The organism is Pseudomonas sp. GD03858 (genome assembly GCF_029840925.1).
Classification (GTDB): Bacteria; Pseudomonadota; Gammaproteobacteria; order Pseudomonadales; family Pseudomonadaceae; genus Aquipseudomonas.
Genome location: NZ_JAOCDM010000033.1, coordinates 28,371 through 45,585, shown reverse-complemented (window position 1 = coordinate 45,585; position 17,215 = coordinate 28,371). Strand labels below are relative to the sequence as shown.

At 64.4% G+C, this 17,215-nt stretch carries 15 protein-coding genes; 14 read left to right on the top strand and 1 reads right to left on the bottom strand.

What is annotated here, in order from left to right; all coding sequences use genetic code 11:
* Positions 1–237: 237 nt before the first annotated feature.
* The 14 genes from flhA (at position 238) to N5D48_RS11495 (ending at position 14,357) form a co-directional block, all read left to right on the top strand.
* Positions 238–2,367: a flagellar biosynthesis protein FlhA gene (gene flhA / locus N5D48_RS11560; RefSeq protein ID WP_279884219.1), complete on the top strand. Its 2,130-nt coding sequence runs from the start codon at positions 238–240 to the stop codon at positions 2,365–2,367.
* An 11-nt stretch (positions 2,368–2,378) separates the two neighbouring features.
* Positions 2,379–3,689, top strand: a complete 1,311-nt coding sequence (gene flhF, locus N5D48_RS11555; protein ID WP_279884217.1) for a flagellar biosynthesis protein FlhF — start codon at positions 2,379–2,381, stop codon at positions 3,687–3,689.
* Between the two features lie 114 nt (positions 3,690–3,803).
* Positions 3,804–4,637, top strand: a complete 834-nt coding sequence (gene fleN / locus N5D48_RS11550; RefSeq protein ID WP_279804622.1) for a flagellar synthesis regulator FleN — start codon at positions 3,804–3,806, stop codon at positions 4,635–4,637.
* Positions 4,634–5,374 (top strand): RNA polymerase sigma factor FliA, encoded by a 741-nt coding sequence (gene fliA / locus N5D48_RS11545; RefSeq protein WP_279804621.1) that lies wholly within the window; start codon positions 4,634–4,636, stop codon positions 5,372–5,374. Before fleN ends, fliA begins: the two co-directional genes overlap by 4 nt.
* A gap of 103 nt (positions 5,375–5,477) precedes the next feature.
* The gene (locus N5D48_RS11540) at positions 5,478–5,852 is read left to right on the top strand and encodes a chemotaxis response regulator CheY (protein WP_178125875.1); all 375 of its coding nucleotides are present in this window, start codon (positions 5,478–5,480) and stop codon (positions 5,850–5,852) included.
* A gap of 18 nt (positions 5,853–5,870) precedes the next feature.
* Complete coding sequence (locus tag N5D48_RS11535) at positions 5,871–6,659, top strand: protein phosphatase CheZ (protein WP_279884215.1); 789 nt, start codon at positions 5,871–5,873, stop codon at positions 6,657–6,659.
* Between the two features lie 12 nt (positions 6,660–6,671).
* Positions 6,672–8,870 carry a chemotaxis protein CheA gene (locus N5D48_RS11530; RefSeq protein WP_279884213.1) on the top strand — a complete coding sequence of 733 codons (2,199 nt, stop codon included), beginning with the start codon at positions 6,672–6,674 and terminating at the stop codon, positions 8,868–8,870.
* A gap of 45 nt (positions 8,871–8,915) precedes the next feature.
* Entirely contained in the window at positions 8,916–10,037 is a 1,122-nt protein-coding gene (locus tag N5D48_RS11525; RefSeq protein ID WP_279884212.1) for a chemotaxis response regulator protein-glutamate methylesterase, read from the top strand.
* Positions 10,037–10,777 (top strand): flagellar motor protein, encoded by a 741-nt coding sequence (locus tag N5D48_RS11520; RefSeq protein ID WP_279884210.1) that lies wholly within the window; start codon positions 10,037–10,039, stop codon positions 10,775–10,777. The genes N5D48_RS11525 and N5D48_RS11520 overlap by 1 nt, the downstream gene beginning before the upstream one ends.
* Before the next feature lie 3 nt (positions 10,778–10,780).
* Positions 10,781–11,638 carry a flagellar motor protein MotD gene (gene motD, locus N5D48_RS11515; protein WP_279884208.1) on the top strand — a complete coding sequence of 286 codons (858 nt, stop codon included), beginning with the start codon at positions 10,781–10,783 and terminating at the stop codon, positions 11,636–11,638.
* Between the two features lie 78 nt (positions 11,639–11,716).
* Positions 11,717–12,505, top strand: coding sequence for a ParA family protein (locus N5D48_RS11510; RefSeq protein ID WP_279884206.1), 789 nt, complete (start codon positions 11,717–11,719; stop codon positions 12,503–12,505).
* Positions 12,505–13,413, top strand: a complete 909-nt coding sequence (locus tag N5D48_RS11505; RefSeq protein ID WP_279884204.1) for a CheW domain-containing protein — start codon at positions 12,505–12,507, stop codon at positions 13,411–13,413. The genes N5D48_RS11510 and N5D48_RS11505 overlap by 1 nt, the downstream gene beginning before the upstream one ends.
* Before the next feature lie 67 nt (positions 13,414–13,480).
* A complete protein-coding gene (locus tag N5D48_RS11500; RefSeq protein ID WP_003254393.1) occupies positions 13,481–13,960 on the top strand; it encodes a chemotaxis protein CheW in 480 nt (159 codons plus the stop codon).
* A 1-nt stretch (position 13,961) separates the two neighbouring features.
* The gene (locus N5D48_RS11495) at positions 13,962–14,357 is read left to right on the top strand and encodes a DUF2802 domain-containing protein (protein ID WP_279884203.1); all 396 of its coding nucleotides are present in this window, start codon (positions 13,962–13,964) and stop codon (positions 14,355–14,357) included.
* Between the two features lie 64 nt (positions 14,358–14,421).
* On the opposite strand, the gene N5D48_RS11490 is transcribed toward N5D48_RS11495, so the two are convergent.
* Positions 14,422–17,148 carry a DUF6543 domain-containing protein gene (locus tag N5D48_RS11490; protein ID WP_279884201.1) on the bottom strand — a complete coding sequence of 909 codons (2,727 nt, stop codon included), beginning with the start codon at positions 17,146–17,148 and terminating at the stop codon, positions 14,422–14,424.
* Positions 17,149–17,215 lie beyond the last annotated feature (67 nt).

The window sequence follows — 17,215 nt, the reverse complement described above, 5'->3', positions numbered from 1 at the left end:
GGAGCGAGGATTTTTTGGTTACTTTTTGATCCTTCAAAAAGTAACCCGCCGTAAGGGCGGAAAGGTGACTGTGCGTCACCATCGCCAATGAATGCGCATAAAAAAATCAAGACCCACTCTCTTGAGGCCAAAGCCAAAGCCCCGATTTCCCCAGCCTGGAAAAAGTTGGAAAGCTTCTTGCAGAGGCAGCGCCAGGCGCCACCCAGGCGTCAAAGTTTTGCCTGAAGAGGAATCGCGGTGGATCGCACTCAGTTAATCAGCAACGCCCGTAACAACCTGGCCGGTCTCGGCCGGGGCAACGTCGGCGTGCCGCTGCTGTTGCTGGTGATGCTGGCAATGATGATGCTGCCGATCCCGCCGTTCCTGCTCGACGTGTTCTTCACCTTCAACATCGCCCTGTCCATCGTGGTCCTGCTGGTCTGCGTCTATGCCCTGCGCCCACTGGATTTCGCCGCCTTCCCGACCATCCTGCTGGTGGCGACCCTGCTGCGCCTGGCGTTGAACGTGGCCTCCACCCGCGTGGTCATGCTCCACGGCCAGGAAGGCCACGGCGCCGCGGGCAAGGTGATCCAGGCCTTCGGTGAGGTGGTGATCGGCGGCAACTACGTGGTCGGCGCGGTGGTCTTCGCCATCCTCATGATCATCAACTTCGTGGTGGTGACCAAGGGCGCCGGACGCATCTCCGAGGTGAGCGCGCGCTTCACCCTCGACGCCATGCCCGGCAAGCAGATGGCCATCGACGCCGACCTCAATGCCGGCCTCATCGACCAGGCCCAGGCCAAGGCCCGCCGCTCCGAAGTCGCCCAGGAAGCCGAGTTCTACGGCTCCATGGACGGCGCCAGCAAGTTCGTTCGCGGCGACGCCATCGCCGGCCTGCTGATCCTGTTCATCAACCTGATCGGCGGCATGCTCATCGGCATGCTGCAGCACGGCATGACCTTCAGCGACGCCGGCAAGGTCTACGCCCTGCTGACCATCGGTGACGGTTTGGTGGCGCAATTGCCATCGCTGCTGCTGTCCACCGCCGCCGCGATCATGGTCACCCGTGCCTCCGGCTCGGAAGACATGGGCAAGCTCATCAATCGGCAGATGTTCGACTCGCCCAAGGCCCTGGCCGTCTCTGGCGCGCTGATGATCATCATGGGCCTGGTGCCGGGCATGCCCCACGTCGCCTTCCTCAGCCTGGGCGCGTTGGCGGGCGGTGGCGCCTACTTCGTCTGGAAGAAGCAGCAGAAAGCCAAGCTGGCCGCTCAGCAGGAGGCCCAGCGCCAGCAAGACCTGCTGCCCTCGCCGCAGCGTGCGATGGAGACCAAGGAGCTGGGCTGGGATGACGTCACGCCCATCGACATGATCGGCCTCGAGGTCGGCTACCGCCTGATCCCGCTGGTGGACCGCAACCAGGGCGGGCAGTTGCTGGCGCGGATCAAGGGTGTGCGCAAGAAGCTCTCCCAGGACCTGGGCTTTCTCATGCCCACCGTGCACATCCGCGACAACCTCGACCTGCAGCCCAGTGCCTATCGCCTGACGCTGATGGGGGTGATCCTGGCGGAGGCCGAGATCTACCCGGACCGTGAACTGGCAATCAATCCGGGCCAGGTGTTCGGCACCCTCAACGGCATCGCCGCGCGCGACCCGGCCTTCGGCCTGGAAGCGGTCTGGATCGATGTCGGCCAGCGCGCGCAGGCACAATCGCTGGGCTACACGGTGGTCGACGCCAGCACCGTGGTCGCCACCCACCTCAACCAGATACTGCAAAAGCATTGTCATGAGCTGATAGGTCACGAGGAGGTCCAGCAACTGCTGCAGGTACTGGCCAAGGCATCGCCAAAGCTGGCCGAAGAGCTGGTGCCGGGTGTCATTTCCTTGTCGGGGCTGCTCAAGGTCTTGCAGGCATTGCTTGCCGAGCAGGTGCCGGTGCGTGATATTCGCAGCATTGCCGAGGCCATCGCCAATAACGCGATGAAGAGTCAAGATACCGCCGCGTTGGTGGCGGTGGTGCGGGTCGGATTGTGTCGCGCTATCGTGCAAAGCATTGTCGGTGTTGAGTCCGAGCTGCCTGTGATCACCCTGGAGCCAAGGTTGGAACAAATCTTGCTCAATAGTCTGCAAAGGGCCGGGCAGGGTCAGGAAGAGGGTGTTCTTCTTGAGCCGAGCATGGCCGAGAAGCTTCAGCGTTCGTTGATCGAGGCGGCCCAGCGCCAGGAAATGCAGGGCCAGCCGGCCATCCTTCTGGTCGCCGGCCCGATCCGCGCCATGCTGTCGCGCTTCGGTCGCCTGGCTGTACCGAATTTGCATGTTTTGGCGTATCAGGAAATACCTGACAACAAGCAAGTCACCATCGTTGCCACCGTGGGCCCCAACGGCTGAGGTAGTGGGTTATGCAAGTTAAGCGTTTTTTCGCCGCCGATATGCGTCAGGCCATGAAGCTGGTCCGGGATGAGCTGGGCTCCGATGCCGCCATCATCGGCAACCGGCGCATCGCCGGCGGTGTCGAACTGACGGCCGCGCTGGACTACAAGCTGTCCGCCCTGGCCCCGCGTGTGCCCAACGTCGAGCTCGAGGACGAGCTGCGCAAGACGCAATCGCGCATCGTCACCGCCCAGGCCGAACTGAGTGGGCGCAGCGAGGCCAGCGAGGGTAACCGACAGCTGTTCGCCGGCCAGTCGCTGACCGCCGCCGAGCCGCTGATCGAGCCGCATGCCGATGAGCTCGCGCCAGCGTCGACGCCTGTGGCGGCGCCGGTCGATCCGCGCCTGTTCGATGCCATGCGCAGCGAGCTCAATGGCCTGCGCGAACTGCTCGAAGTACAGCTGGGCTCGCTGGCCTGGGGCCAGTTGCAGGGCAGCAAGCCGCAACAGGCCAACCTCTGGCGTCGCCTGCAGCGCCTGGGTCTGTCCGGTGGGCTGGCTCGCGAGCTGCTCGACCTGACTGCGGGAATAGAAGAGCCGCGCCATGCCTGGCGCATGGTTCTGGCGCACCTGGCACGGATGATCGAGGTGCCCGAGATCGAACCGATCGAGGAGGGCGGGGTGATCGCCATGGTCGGCCCGGCCGGCATGGGCAAGACCACCACCCTGGCCAAGCTGGCCGCGCGCTACGTGCTCAAGTACGGCGCAAGCAACCTGGCGTTGGTCAGCATGGACAGTTTCCGCATTGGCGCCCAGGAGCAGCTCAAGACCCTGGGGCGTATCCTCAACGTGCCGGTCACCTACGTCGATCCGGGCGAGTCCCTGGCCCAGGCGCTGGAGCCGCTGCTGCGCAAGCGCGTGGTGCTGATCGACACCGCCGGCCTGCAGGCCAGCGATCCGGCCCTGCGCATGCAGCTGGAAACCCTGGCCGGACGTGGCATCGCCGCCAAGAACTACCTGGTGCTGGCGACCACCAGCCAGAAGCAGGTGCTCACCGCCGCCTACCACAGCTACAAGCGCTGTGGCCTGGCCGGGTGCATCCTGACCAAGCTCGATGAGACGGCTTGCCTCGGCGAAGTGCTGAGCCTGGCCATCAGTCATGAATTGCCGGTGGCCTATCTGACCGATGGGCCGCGCATTCCTGACGACCTGCAGCTGCCACGCAAGCACCAGCTGGTGAGCCGTGCGGTCAGCGTGCAGTTGCAGGACGAGCCCAGCGACGAGGCCATGGCCGACATGTTCGCTGATCTCTACCACAACCCTGGCAAGCGCGCGGGTTGAAGGTGAATACTGTGCAAAGTACCTACATCATGGGGTTGCCCGGCCTGTACGTGGCCTTGAGTGTTCAGCCCCTCATGTGGCCTGGGTCCAAGCGAGACAAGGTAAAGAACAGACATGGGTAGCATGCATCCCGTACAGGTAATCGCCGTGACCGGCGGCAAGGGTGGCGTCGGCAAGACCAACGTTTCAGTGAACCTGTCGCTGGCGCTAGCCGAGCTCGGCCGTCGGGTCATGTTGCTGGACGCCGACCTGGGCCTGGCCAATGTCGACGTTCTGTTGGGGCTCACGCCCAAACGCACCCTCGCCGACGTCATCGAGGGCCGCTGCGAGCTGCGCGATGTGCTGCTGCAGGGGCCCGGCGGTGTGCGCATCGTGCCTGCGGCCTCGGGCACGCAGAGCATGGTGCACCTGGCGCCTGCGCAGCATGCCGGCCTGATCCAGGCCTTCAGCGACATCGGCGACAACCTCGATGTGCTGGTGATCGACACCGCCGCGGGCATCGGCGAATCGGTGGTCAGCTTCGTGCGCGCCGCGCAGGAAGTGCTGCTGGTGGTGTGCGACGAGCCGACCTCGATCACCGATGCCTACGCCCTGATCAAGCTGCTCAACCGCGATTACGGGATGAATCGATTCCGTGTGCTGGCCAACATGGCCCAGAGCCCGCAGGAGGGCCGCAACCTCTTCGCCAAGTTGACCAAGGTCACGGACCGCTTCCTCGACGTCGCCCTACAATACGTCGGCGCCGTGCCTTACGACGAATGTGTGCGCAAGGCGGTGCAGAAGCAGCGGGCGGTCTATGAAGCCTTCCCTCGGTCCAAGTGCGCGCTGGCCTTCAAGGCCATCGCGCAGAAGGTCGACAGCTGGCCGCTGCCTGCCAACCCGCGCGGTCACCTTGAATTCTTCGTCGAGCGCCTGGTGCAGCCCACCAGTGCAGGGCCCGTCCTATGAGTGCGAGCGGTTTCAAGATGTACAGCAAGGCGTCCAAGGATGCTCAGTACGAGCTGATCGAACGCTACGCGCCGCTGGTCAAGCGTATCGCCTATCACCTGCTGGCGCGCCTGCCGGCCAATGTTCAGGTGGAAGACCTGATCCAGGCCGGCATGATTGGCCTGCTGGAAGTCGCCAACAAGTACGACGCCAGCAAGGGCGCCAGCTTCGAGACCTACGCCGGCATCCGCATTCGCGGCGCCATGCTCGACGAGGTGCGCAAGGGGGACTGGGCGCCGCGTTCGGTCCATCGCAATACGCGCATGGTCAGCGATGCGATTCGTTGTGTCGAAGCAAAGACGGGGCGCGACGCTAAAGATCACGAAGTTGCTGCCGAACTCCAATTGAGTCTCGATGATTACTACGGGATTCTAAACGACACCTTGGGCAGTCGCCTGTTCAGTTTCGACGACTTGCTGCAGGACGGCGAACACGAGGGGCTGCACGAGGACGGCGCCAGCGGCCAGCTGGAGCCATCGCGGGACCTGGAGGACGAGCGCTTCCAGGCCGCGCTGGCCGATGCCATCGCCAACCTGCCGGAGCGCGAGCGCCTGGTGCTGGCGCTGTACTACGACGAAGAGCTGAACCTCAAGGAAATCGGTGAGGTGCTGGGGGTCAGCGAATCGCGTGTCAGCCAACTGCACAGCCAGTGCGCGGCGCGCCTGCGCAGCCGTCTGGGTGAGTGGCGGGCGCGTTGAGCCAAGGTTCGCTGCAGTCGTTTTTTGTGGTGCCGAATTGATTGACTGCGCGCTCGGCGCCGAGCGCGTTTAAGACTGCTTGGAGGTCTAATTGAACAAAGACATGAAAATCCTCATCGTTGACGATTTTTCGACGATGCGGCGGATCATCAAGAACCTGTTGCGTGACCTGGGCTTCACCAACACCTCGGAAGCCGACGATGGCAATACCGCGCTGCCGATGCTCGAGAGCGGGCACTTCGATTTCCTGGTAACCGACTGGAACATGCCTGGCATGTCCGGTATCGAGTTGCTGCGCAAGGTCCGCGCCGACGAGCGACTGAAGCACCTGCCGGTGCTGATGGTCACCGCCGAGGCCAAGCGCGAGCAGATCATCGAAGCGGCCCAGGCCGGGGTCAACGGCTACGTGGTCAAGCCTTTCACCGCCCAGGTGCTGAAAGAAAAGATCGAGAAGATCTTCGAGCGCGTCAACGGCTGAGTCATGTCAGGGGGCGCCATGGAGTCACAGAACAACTCTCTGGGTGAGTTTGAATCAACCCTGAAGAAGCATGCCCAGGAACTGGTCGAGAGCCTCGAGCGTGGCCGTTTCGGCGAAGCCGTGCAGCTTATCCACCAGCTGAACCAGACCCGCGATCGCGGTCTGTACCAGGAGGTGGGCAAGCTGACCCGCGAGCTGCACAGCGCGATCGTCAGCTTCCAGATCGACCCGGCGATGCCGCAGGCCGAGGAAGTCTCGCAGATCACCGATGCGACCGAGCGACTCTCGTATGTGGTTCGTCTCACCGAGGGCGCCGCCAACCGCACCATGGACCTGGTGGAGGAGAGCACCCCGGTGCTCAACGAGCTGGCCACCGAGGCGCAGAACCTGTCCGCCGACTGGCAGCGCTTCATGCGCCGCGAGGTGGCGGCGCCGGAATTCCGCGAGTTGGTCAAGCGCGTCGACGGTTTCCTGGCGCACAGCGCCGAAGGCAATCGCAAGGTTGCCGGCCACCTCAACGACATTCTGCTGGCTCAGGACTATCAGGACCTGACCGGCCAGGTAATCAAGCGGGTTACCGCGCTGGTTACCGAAGTAGAAAGCAATCTGCTCAAGCTCGTGCTGATGGCCAGTCAGGTCGACCGCTTTGCCGGGATCGAACATGACCACCAGCAGCTACGCGCTGAAAAAGATCAAGAAAAACATCCGACTCGGGGTGAAGGTCCGCAGATTCATGCCGATAAGCGTGAAGACGTCGTATCCGGTCAGGACGATGTCGACGATCTGCTGTCCAGCCTGGGTTTTTAAGGAGCACGTTTAATGAGCTTCGGCGCCGATGAAGAAATCCTCCAGGATTTCCTGGTAGAAGCCGGCGAAATCCTCGAGCAACTGTCCGAGCAACTGGTCGAGCTGGAAAGCCGGCCCGATGACGCGGACCTGCTCAATGCGATTTTCCGCGGTTTCCACACTGTAAAAGGGGGCGCCGGCTTCCTTCAGCTCAACGAGCTGGTGGAGTGCTGCCATATCGCCGAGAACGTGTTCGACATCCTGCGCAAAGGTGAACGCCGGGTCGACGCGGAGTTGATGGACGTGGTGCTCGAGGCGCTCGACACGGTCAACAGCATGTTCGGCCAGGTGCGCGAGCGCAGCGACGTCACCCCTGCCACGCCTGAGCTGCTGGCGGCGCTGGCGCGCCTGGCCGAGCCAGGGGGCGCCGAAGCCCCGGCAGCGGTGGCCGAGGTCGCGCCGGTGAGCGAGGAGCCTGCCGCCGAGCCGGATATCACCGACACCGAGTTCGAACAGCTGCTCGACTCCCTCGATGCGGTCAAGGCCGAGGCCGCTGTTCACGAGCAGATGCTGGGTGAGACCGTCAGCGGCAATGCGGACGAGATCACCGATGCCGAGTTCGAATCGCTGCTCGACCAGTTGCATGGCAAGGGCCAGTTCTCTGCGCAAACCGCCGTCGGCGAAGCCGCTGCTGCGGCGCCCTCCAGCGACGAGATCACCGACGACGAATTCGAGTCGCTGCTCGACCAATTGCATGGCAAGGGCACGTTCGCCGTCGATGCGCTGCCGGGCGCCGTGGCGCCTGCGGCGAGCGCCGCGCCGGCTGCGGCCGACGAGAACATCACCGAACACGAGTTCGAGGCGCTGCTGGATCAGCTGCACGGCAAGGGCAAGTTCTCCGGTGACGCTGTCGCCGCCGAAGCGCCTGTCGCCGCGGTGGCCGCCGCGCCGAAGGCCGAGGTCAAGCCTGTCGCCAAGCCGGCTCCCGCGCCTGCGGCCGCCAAACCCGCCGCCGCGCCCCGTGCCCCGGCCCCCAGCGCCGACAAGCATGGCGCCAGCGAGGCGGAAACCACGGTGCGCGTCGATACCGCGCGCCTGGATGAGATCATGAACATGGTCGGCGAACTGGTGCTGGTGCGTAACCGCCTGGTGCGCCTGGGCCTGAACAGCGGCGACGAGGCCATGTCCAAGGCCGTGTCGAACCTCGACGTAGTCACCGCCGACCTGCAGACCGCGGTGATGAAGACCCGCATGCAGCCGATCAAGAAGGTCTTCGGGCGCTTCCCGCGCCTGGTGCGCGACCTCGCCCGGCAGTTGAAGAAAGAGATCAATCTGGAGCTGGTCGGCGAAGAAACCGACCTGGACAAGAACCTTGTCGAGGCGCTGGCCGACCCGCTGGTGCACCTGGTGCGCAACGCCGTCGACCATGGCGTCGAGATGCCGGACGAGCGCGAAGCTTCCGGCAAGGCCCGCACGGGCCGGGTGGTGCTGTCCGCCGAGCAGGAGGGCGACCACATCCTGCTGTCGATCTCCGACGACGGCAAGGGCATGGACCCGAGCGTGCTGCGCGCCAAGGCCGTGGAAAAGGGCCTGATGGACAAGGACGCTGCCGACCGCCTGAGCGAGTCCGACTGCTACAACCTGATCTTCGCCCCGGGCTTCTCGACCAAGACCGAGATTTCCGACGTGTCCGGCCGCGGCGTGGGCATGGATGTGGTGAAGACCAAGATCTCTCAGCTCAATGGCTCGATCAATATCTTCTCGGCTAAGGGGCAGGGCTCGAAGATCGTCATCAAGGTACCGCTGACCCTGGCGATCATGCCGACGCTGATGGTGATGCTGGGCAACCAGGCCTTCGCCTTCCCGCTGGTCAACGTCAACGAGATCTTCCACCTGGACCTGTCGCGTACCAACGTGGTCGACGGCCAGGAAGTGGTGATCGTGCGCGACAAGGCGCTGCCGTTGTTCTACCTCAAGCGCTGGCTGGTCCAGGACCATGAGCACGAGGAGCAGCGCGAGGGGCATGTGGTGATCCTGTCGGTCGGCACCCAGCGCATCGGCTTCGTCGTCGACCAGCTGGTGGGCCAGGAAGAGGTGGTGATCAAGCCGCTGGGCAAGATGCTGCAGGGCACCCCGGGCATGTCCGGCGCGACCATCACCGGTGACGGCCGTATCGCGCTGATTCTCGACGTTCCGAGCATGCTCAAGCGTTACGCCGCCCGGCGTATTTGATTTCGGCGGCGCGCCCTGGCGGGTGCGCCGTCTAATGGAGTGTTTATGGCAGTCAAGGTCCTGGTGGTGGATGATTCCGGTTTCTTCCGCCGCCGTGTCTCGGAAATTCTCTCGGCGGACCCGACGATCCAGGTCGTGGGCACCGCGACCAACGGCAAGGAAGCGATCGACCAGGCGCTGGCGCTCAAGCCCGATGTCATCACCATGGACTACGAGATGCCCATGATGGATGGCATCACCGCGGTGCGGCACATCATGCAACGCTGCCCGACACCGGTGCTGATGTTCTCCTCGCTGACCCACGAAGGCGCCCGCGTCACCCTCGACGCCCTGGATGCCGGCGCGGTCGACTACCTGCCGAAGAACTTCGAGGACATCTCCCGCAACCCGGAGAAGGTCAAGCAGATGCTGTGCGAGAAGGTCCACACCATCTCGCGCAGCAACCGACGTTTCAGCGGCTATTCCAGCCCGGCGCCCAGCGCTGCGCCGGCGCCGGCCAGCAGCCATGCGCCGGCCAGCAGCTTCACCAGCACGGCCTCGCGGCCGGCTCCTGCGGCGCGTACCGTGGCAGCGGCGGCCAGCCATTCGCCGGCGCCCAAGCGCAAGCCCTACAAGCTGGTCGCCATCGGCACCTCCACGGGTGGGCCGGTGGCCCTGCAGCGCGTGCTTACCCAGCTGCCGGCCAATTTCCCGGCGCCCATCGTGCTGATCCAGCACATGCCGGCGGCCTTCACCAAGGCGTTCGCCGAACGCCTGGACAAGCTGTGCAAGATCAACGTCAAGGAAGCCGAGGACGGTGACGTGCTGCGCCCGGGCCTGGCGCTGCTGGCCCCGGGCGGCAAGCAGATGATGGTCGACGGCCGTGGCACGGTGAAGATCCTGCCGGGTGACGAGCGCCTGAACTACAAGCCCTGCGTGGACATCACCTTCGGTTCCGCGGCCAAGTCCTATGGCGACAAGGTGCTGTCGGTGGTCCTCACCGGCATGGGCGCCGATGGCCGCGAGGGCGCTCGCCTGCTCAAGCAGGGCGGCAGCACCGTGTGGGCGCAGGATGAAGCCAGCTGCGTGATCTATGGCATGCCGATGGCCATCGTCAAGGCCAACCTGGCCGATGCCGTGTACAGCCTGGACGAGATCGGCAAGCATCTGGTCGAGGCGTGCGGCTGATGGATGTCCTGAGCCTTATCGGCCTGATCCTCGCCTTCGTCGCCATCGTCGGTGGAAACTTCCTCGAAGGTGGCCACGCCGGCGCGCTGCTCAACGGCCCGGCGGCCCTGATCGTGCTCGGCGGCACCCTGGCGGCGGCGCTGCTGCAATCGCCGCTGTCGTCGTTCAAGCGCGCGCTGCAGATCGTGCGCTGGATTTTCTTCCCGCCACGGGTGGACCTGGCCGGTGGCATCGACCGGGTGGTGAACTGGAGCCTGACCGCGCGCAAGGAGGGGCTGCTGGGCCTGGAGGGCGTGGCCGATGCCGAGCCCGATCCGTATGCGCGCAAGGGCCTGCAACTGCTGGTCGATGGCGCCGAGCCGGAGGCCATCCGCAGCATTCTCGAAGTCGATTTCCTGACCCAGGAAAGCCGTGATATCCAGGCCGCCAAGGTGTTCGAGAGCATGGGCGGCTATGCGCCGACCATCGGCATCATCGGTGCGGTGATGGGCCTGATCCATGTGATGGGAAACCTGGCCGATCCTTCGCAATTGGGCAACGGCATTGCCGTGGCCTTCGTCGCCACCATCTATGGCGTGGCCAGCGCCAACCTGATCCTGCTGCCGGTCGCCAACAAGCTCAAGGCCCTCACCCTGCGCCAGTCGCGCTACCGCGAGATGCTGCTCGAGGGCCTGCTGTCGATCGCCGAAGGCGAAAACCCGCGCTCGATCGAACTGAAGCTGCAAGGCTTCATGGAGTAGGCCATGGCCCGCCGTCGTCATACCGAGGAGCATGAAAACCACGAACGCTGGCTGGTGTCGTATGCCGACTTCATCACCTTGCTGTTCGCCTTCTTCGTGGTCATGTACTCGATTTCCTCGATCAACGAGGGCAAGTACAAGGTGATTTCCCAGGCCTTGCTCGGGGTGTTCAACGATCCTGACCGGAGCATGAAGCCGATCCCCATCGGCGAGGAGCGACCGCTCAGCGTCAAGCCGGCCGAGCCGCTGATCAAGGACAGCGAGCAGACCGACGCGGGCCTGGCGCAGGCCAGCGTCGATCCGCTCAAGCGCATCAGCGACGATGTGCGCGATGCCTTCGGCGACCTGATCAAGTCCGACCAGATGACCGTGCGCGGCAACGAACTGTGGGTGGAGATCGAGCTCAATTCCTCGCTGCTGTTCGCCAGTGCCGACGCAATGCCCAGCGATTCCGCCTTCACGATCATCGAGAAGGTGGCGAAGATCCTCAAGCCGTTCGCCAACCCCGTGCATGTCGAGGGGTTCACCGACAACCTGCCGATCCGCACCGCTCAGTACCCGACCAACTGGGAGCTGTCGTCGGCGCGGGCGGCGAGCATCGTGCGCCTGCTGGCCATGGAAGGGGTCAACCCGGCACGGATGGCCTCGGTCGGCTACGGCGAGTACCAGCCGGTGGCCAGCAACGACACCGCCGAAGGTCGTTCGCGCAACCGTCGCGTGGTGCTGGTGATTTCGCGCAATCTTGAAGTGCGCCGCAGCCTGACCGGCAGCGGTAGCGCCAACGCCACCCCGGATGCCGCGTTGCGGCGGGCTGGCACACAAAGTGCACCAGCCACGCCAGCACCGTCGACCGGGGGATGATTCCGTCAAATCCCCGTCATTGAATTTCACACCGTTCCCGGCAGGGCAGGCGGCCATCCCGGGAGGAAGCAACGCACGATGAGAGTCTGGGCAGTAGCCAATCAAAAGGGTGGCGTCGGCAAGACCACCACCACCATCGCCCTCGCTGGCCTGCTGGCCGAGGCGGGCAAGCGCGTGGTCGTCGTCGATCTCGACCCGCACGGCTCGATGACCAGCTACTTCGGGCACAATCCCGACGCGCTGGAGCACAGCTGCTACGACCTGTTCCTGCACAAGGGCGCGGTGCCCGAAGGCTTGCCTGGCCAGCTGTTGCTGCCGACCAGCGACGAGCGCATCTCGCTGCTGCCGTCGAGCACCGCGCTGGCCGTGCTGGAGCGTCAGTCGCCCGGTCAGAGCGGCCTGGGCCTGGTGATCGCCAAGAGTCTGGCGCAGCTGTGGCAGGATTTCGACTTCGCCTTGATCGACAGCCCGCCCTTGTTGGGCGTACTGATGGTCAACGCCCTGGCCGCCAGCCAGCAACTGGTGATCCCGGTGCAGACAGAGTTTCTCGCGGTCAAGGGCCTGGAACGCATGGTCAGCACCCTGGGCATGATCAACCGCTCACGCAAGCAGGCGCTGCCGTACCAGATCGTTCCGACCTTGTTCGACCGCCGCACCCAGGCTTCGCTCGGCACGCTGAAGGTGCTGCGCGATACCTACGGCGACCAGGTCTGGCAGGGATACATTCCCGTCGACACGCGTCTGCGCGATGCCAGCCGCAATGGCCTCACACCGTCGCAGTTCGACGGCAAGAGCCGTGGCGTGGTGGCCTACCGGGCGCTGCTCAAGCACCTGCTCACCTATCGCGCTTCGCTGCAGGTGGCGTGATGAATCAGCCCCGCGAGATTATTTCCAAACCTCAGATGGCCCTGCAGTCCTATCTCGATGGGTTGCTGCAGGAGGCGACCGAATTCGTCGAGCTGCCCGAGGCACCTGACGCGCCGCCGATCGAACAGCAATCGCGCGACGAATTCGAGGCGGCGGTCCGTGAGGAACAGGCGCGCGATGCGCAGCGCCAGACCGTGTCCGATGGAGCGCTTGCGCGGCCTTTTGCCGAACCACCGGTACAGGTCCTGCCGATCACTCTGCCGCCTGCGCGGCCTCTGGAACCGCCTGTCGTCAGCGTCGTAGAAACCGAAGTCGCGGTCGATACCAGCGTTGCGCTGGCGACCGACACGCCGTCCATCGAGCCCGTTGCGCCGCTGGTCGATCTGCATGTGCCAGCACCTGGCGCGCCGACGCCACCGGCGACGGTCGACGGGCGTCCGACATGGGCCGCCGAGCCGTTCGAGTGCCTGCTGTTCGATGTCGCCGGACTGACCCTGGCGGTACCGCTGGTGTGCCTGGGCTCGATCTACAGCCTCGCGGGACAGGAGCTGACGCCGCTGTTCGGCCAGCCGGACTGGTTCCTGGGCATCCTCACGTGCCAGGCGGGCAACCTCAAGGTGCTGGATACCGCCCGCTGGGTGATGCCGGACCGCTACCGCGACGATTTCCGCCAGGGCCTGCAGTACGTGATTTCCGTGCAGGGCTACGAATGGGGATTGGCCGTGCATCAGGTCAGCCGTTCGCTGCGCCTGGATCCGGCCGAGATCAAGTGGCGCAGCCAACGCGGCCAACGGCCGTGGCTGGCCGGCACGGTGATCGAACACATGTGCGCGCTGCTCGATGTCGCCGAACTGGCCGAGTTGATCGCCAGCGGCGCCGTCAAGCAACTGAACACCAAACACAACTGAAACAACGCCGCTACTGCCGCGGCCACACAGAGCACACCGCCAATGGCGGACTTAGAGGGCTAGGGGAATGAAAAAGTCGTCTGCACAAGGTTCCGAAGATCCGATCCTGCAGTGGGTCACCTTCCGTCTGGACAACGAGTCCTACGGCATCAACGTGATGCAGGTGCAGGAAGTCCTGCGCTACACCGAGATCGCCCCGGTTCCGGGCGCCCCCAGCTACGTGCTGGGCATCATCAACCTGCGCGGCAACGTGGTGACGGTGATCGACACCCGCCAGCGCTTCGGCCTGATGCCGACCGAAGTCACCGACAACACCCGTATCGTGATCATCGAAGCGGACAAGCAGGTGGTCGGCATCCTCGTCGACAGCGTCGCCGAAGTGGTCTACCTGCGCCAGTCGGAGATCGAGACCGCGCCGAACGTCGGCAACGAAGAGTCGGCCAAGTTCATCCAGGGCGTGTGCAACAAGAACGGCGAGCTGCTGATCCTGGTCGAGCTGGACAAGATGATGACCGAGGAAGAGTGGTCCGAGCTGGAGAACATCTGAGTTGATCTTCGAGGTTGCTGTCATCTTCCTGGCGCTGCTCTGGGCGCTGAGCCTGTGGTTCTTCCTCAACTACAGCAAGCGCCAGCGTGAGCTGGCCGCCCAGCAGGCCCTGGGCGATGCGCTGCGTGACCAGCGCATCAAGGACCTGGCCAAGCGCCTGGACGACTACCAGAACGGTACCGTGCGCATGGGCGAGGCGATCCACGAGCTGCGCGCGGTGGTGGCGCCGCTGCCCGAGAAGCTGCAGCAGCTCGAGCAACGTGATCCGAACAGCGTCACCTTCACCCAGGCGGCCAAGCTGGTGGGCATGGGCGCCAGCGTCGAGGAGCTGACCCAGACCTGCGGTTTGACCCAGGCCGAGGCGCAGCTGATGAGCAAGCTGCACCGGGGCGAGTGAAGGCGTGGCAAGGCGACCGAATGGTCGCCTTTTTCATCTGGCTGTGTCGGTTCTCAAGGTGGGCTCAGGTTCGCGCCCACGAATGAAAACCACCCACGCGGGCAATGCGGTTGAGCGGCAGTTGATCGTGGATCGCCTGTGCCAGGGCCTCTATATCGATGAACTGACGCGCGTTGACCTGCGGGATGCTGAGCAGATTGACGGCATGGCGCAGGTTACGCAGGGCAGGCCACTGACGGTCGATGATGTCCGTGAGCAAGGCGGGGCCGGTGAGCCTGCTGAGGCGGCCGGCATAGCGATAGAACCCCTCCGGATCATCCGCAAGGCTTGGCTTGGCGTCATAGAAGTCCCTTCCCGCCAGAAAGCGAACGCGCATTTCCTCGGAAATGGCCGCCAGCGTCGGATTACCCGCGTGGCTGCCGATCAGGCTGGTGTTGAACTGGCAATTCATGCGCAGCTTTTCGTTGCGCATGGGCGGCGGGATCAGCAGTCCATCCTGGGTGGCACGCAGATCCACCGTGTCGATCACCGCACCGCTGCCATCGGCGGCAGCCAGCAAGGTGTCGTCCATGTCCATGTAGATGCCACCCTCGTGGGCCAGCATCGGGTAGCGCAGCACATCCGAGGCTGAAGCGTAATTGCGCGCGACGCCGCCGTTGCCGTCCAGCGCTGCCTGGTACTGTTCGAACGAGGTGCTTTGACGAAACGCCTGGAAAAAGGCCTGTTCCTCCAGTGGCAGGACGCTCAGGCCGGGGGCTGAAGCCGCCAGCAGCCGCACGTTCTCTTCATAGACTGCCGGCAGCGCATTGGTGAGGTACAGGCGCAACTGGTACGCGCTACCTTGAAGGCGTTGCGCATTCAGGGAGAGGTTTTCCAGCAGGCGGGCATCGATGACTTGATCGCCTACCCACAGGCATGTGATTCGCTTGGGTATGGGCAGCAAGCCCTCCGTGGCCACCTGCGGCAGTTCGAAGGGCAGGTTCAGGTCGATCCCCATCGCCCGCAGGCTGCTTTCGCGCATGGCGTTGCTGACCGGTCGCGTACCTGGATCCACGGGATCGAGGTCTCGCTGACCGGCTCGTGCGATGTAGTACGTAGGGTCGACTTCGTTGAGATCGGCGTCGAAAAGAAATGCGTCGCGCTCCATGTCATACACCATATCGGCGTTGTAGCCTCCGACGGAGGCGGTGAGCATGTCGTGGCCGCCATCGTAGCGCGGTACCCGAACGACCGCGCCGGCCACCGCGGGATCGCCCCCGGGCAGTGGCGCGATGGCGTCGGAGTCGTGGAAGAACTCCGCCACGTCGATGTCCGGAAGGTGGGGCGGGGAAACCGGGCTCAGCGGGTAGCCCAACTGATCGTTGATGCGGCTCGGTACCACGAAGTTATCGCTCTTGATGCGGAACAGCACTTTCGCCTTGGCCGCCCCTTCAACGATCAGCGGGGCAGCATTGAGCAGCCCGTAGGTGGTATTCGATACGCCTTCGGCCTTCTCCTCGGCGTTCTTGCCATTGATCACCTGGTCGAGCCCGAGGCCGAATTGCGCCGCGCCAGCCAGCGCGAACAGCGGTGCGAGCTCCGGCAGGACGAACATCACTGGTGCGAGCATGTTGATGGCCGAGACCAGATAGCCACGCCACCTGGCCTTGAGCACGTCGCGGTTGCTGGTGATGAGGAAGTCCGCATCGGCGAGGCTGCGTTGTTGCTGACGTCTGGCCAGGGCCAGGAACAGATCGCCTTTGAGTGCGGGGTTGTACTTGGTGGGACGGTAGTTGACATAGATTTGCGCAGGCCATGCCCCATTGGTGGTGAATCCGGGGCGGTTGGGCGGCAGGCGATGAATCGCCGGGTACACGCCCAGGCCTTCCAGGGCAGTGTCCAGGCCGCTGAAATCCAGCCCGTCCGGGGTGTCGGCGAGCGCGAAGTGGCGGCGTAGCGCCTCACGGGTGTCGGTATTGCGGCATTGGCTGCCGACCCAGGCTCTGAGCGCCTTGCGGTCGGTGAACTCGTGCAGTGGCGATGAGTTGCCGGGAATGTACAACAGCACCGGACCGTCGCTGGATTCGCTGATCAGCACCAGGTCGGTGGACGCATAGCCATAGATGTTCATCGCCCGCGCCTGATAGCCCGGCGAGCGCTTGGCGATGCCCGCCGCCTGCCAGGCCAGGCGGCGGCCGGTATCGCTCAGGCTGCCTTCGCTGACCTGCTTGTTGCAGGCCGCGATGAAGCTGGTTTTCGCCGTCAGGCGATAGTGTTCCAGGCCATCTTTCCAGTAGTTTTCCAGCGTGGCCTTGTAGCGCTCGCGAAAATCCAGGTGCCACACGAACGACTGGAAGTCCTCCGCCGAAACCGGCAGGTGCGTGGTGGCGTCATAGCGTTGCGGCGTGGTGCGCTTGAACAGGCCATTGAAGATGGCATCTTCGGCGCGGGGTTGCCAGGGGCTGCGGGCATCGAGCCTGGCGACCACGCGGATACCCGAGGCCGGTAGCTGGCCGGCCCAGGGGCCGCCGAGCAGGTCGCCGATCACGTCATTGGCCGATTCGCCTTGCCAGTCACCCAGCACTGCCTGGGCCAGGGTCAGCTGCCCGGCGACGATACCGACCCAGCCGTGGGCACCGTCCGAGCGGTAGTGCAGCGTGGCCGCCAGGGTGTTGTCGGGATCGAGGTCCATGCTCCGCTCCTTGCCCCACTTGCGGATGGCTTCGGCGGCTTCCTGGTCCGGACGTGGAAAGGTCGCCAGGTGATCACTGAGGTATCGTCTGGCTTTCGCATGGTTGGATTGTCGGTTCATGGACATGCACTCTTGAGGGCGGTGGAAAGCCCCAAAGTGTCATGCCGGTGGACCGGGCGGTGGTACA

Bases quoted from the DNA above. Each gene is read 5' to 3' on its own strand.
- fleN (WP_279804622.1), top strand. From the start codon at position 3,804: ATGGGTAGCATGCATCCCGTACAGGTAATCGCCGTGACCGGCGGCAAG.
- N5D48_RS11505 (WP_279884204.1), top strand. From the start codon at position 12,505: ATGAATCAGCCCCGCGAGATTATTTCCAAACCTCAGATGGCCCTGCAG.
- N5D48_RS11530 (WP_279884213.1), top strand. From the start codon at position 6,672: ATGAGCTTCGGCGCCGATGAAGAAATCCTCCAGGATTTCCTGGTAGAA.
- N5D48_RS11490 (WP_279884201.1), bottom strand. From the start codon at position 17,148: ATGAACCGACAATCCAACCATGCGAAAGCCAGACGATACCTCAGTGAT.
- motD (WP_279884208.1), top strand. From the start codon at position 10,781: ATGGCCCGCCGTCGTCATACCGAGGAGCATGAAAACCACGAACGCTGG.
- fliA (WP_279804621.1), top strand. From the start codon at position 4,634: ATGAGTGCGAGCGGTTTCAAGATGTACAGCAAGGCGTCCAAGGATGCT.
- N5D48_RS11510 (WP_279884206.1), top strand. From the start codon at position 11,717: ATGAGAGTCTGGGCAGTAGCCAATCAAAAGGGTGGCGTCGGCAAGACC.
- N5D48_RS11525 (WP_279884212.1), top strand. From the start codon at position 8,916: ATGGCAGTCAAGGTCCTGGTGGTGGATGATTCCGGTTTCTTCCGCCGC.
- flhF (WP_279884217.1), top strand. From the start codon at position 2,379: ATGCAAGTTAAGCGTTTTTTCGCCGCCGATATGCGTCAGGCCATGAAG.
- N5D48_RS11520 (WP_279884210.1), top strand. From the start codon at position 10,037: ATGGATGTCCTGAGCCTTATCGGCCTGATCCTCGCCTTCGTCGCCATC.
- N5D48_RS11540 (WP_178125875.1), top strand. From the start codon at position 5,478: ATGAAAATCCTCATCGTTGACGATTTTTCGACGATGCGGCGGATCATC.
- N5D48_RS11500 (WP_003254393.1), top strand. From the start codon at position 13,481: ATGAAAAAGTCGTCTGCACAAGGTTCCGAAGATCCGATCCTGCAGTGG.
- N5D48_RS11535 (WP_279884215.1), top strand. From the start codon at position 5,871: ATGGAGTCACAGAACAACTCTCTGGGTGAGTTTGAATCAACCCTGAAG.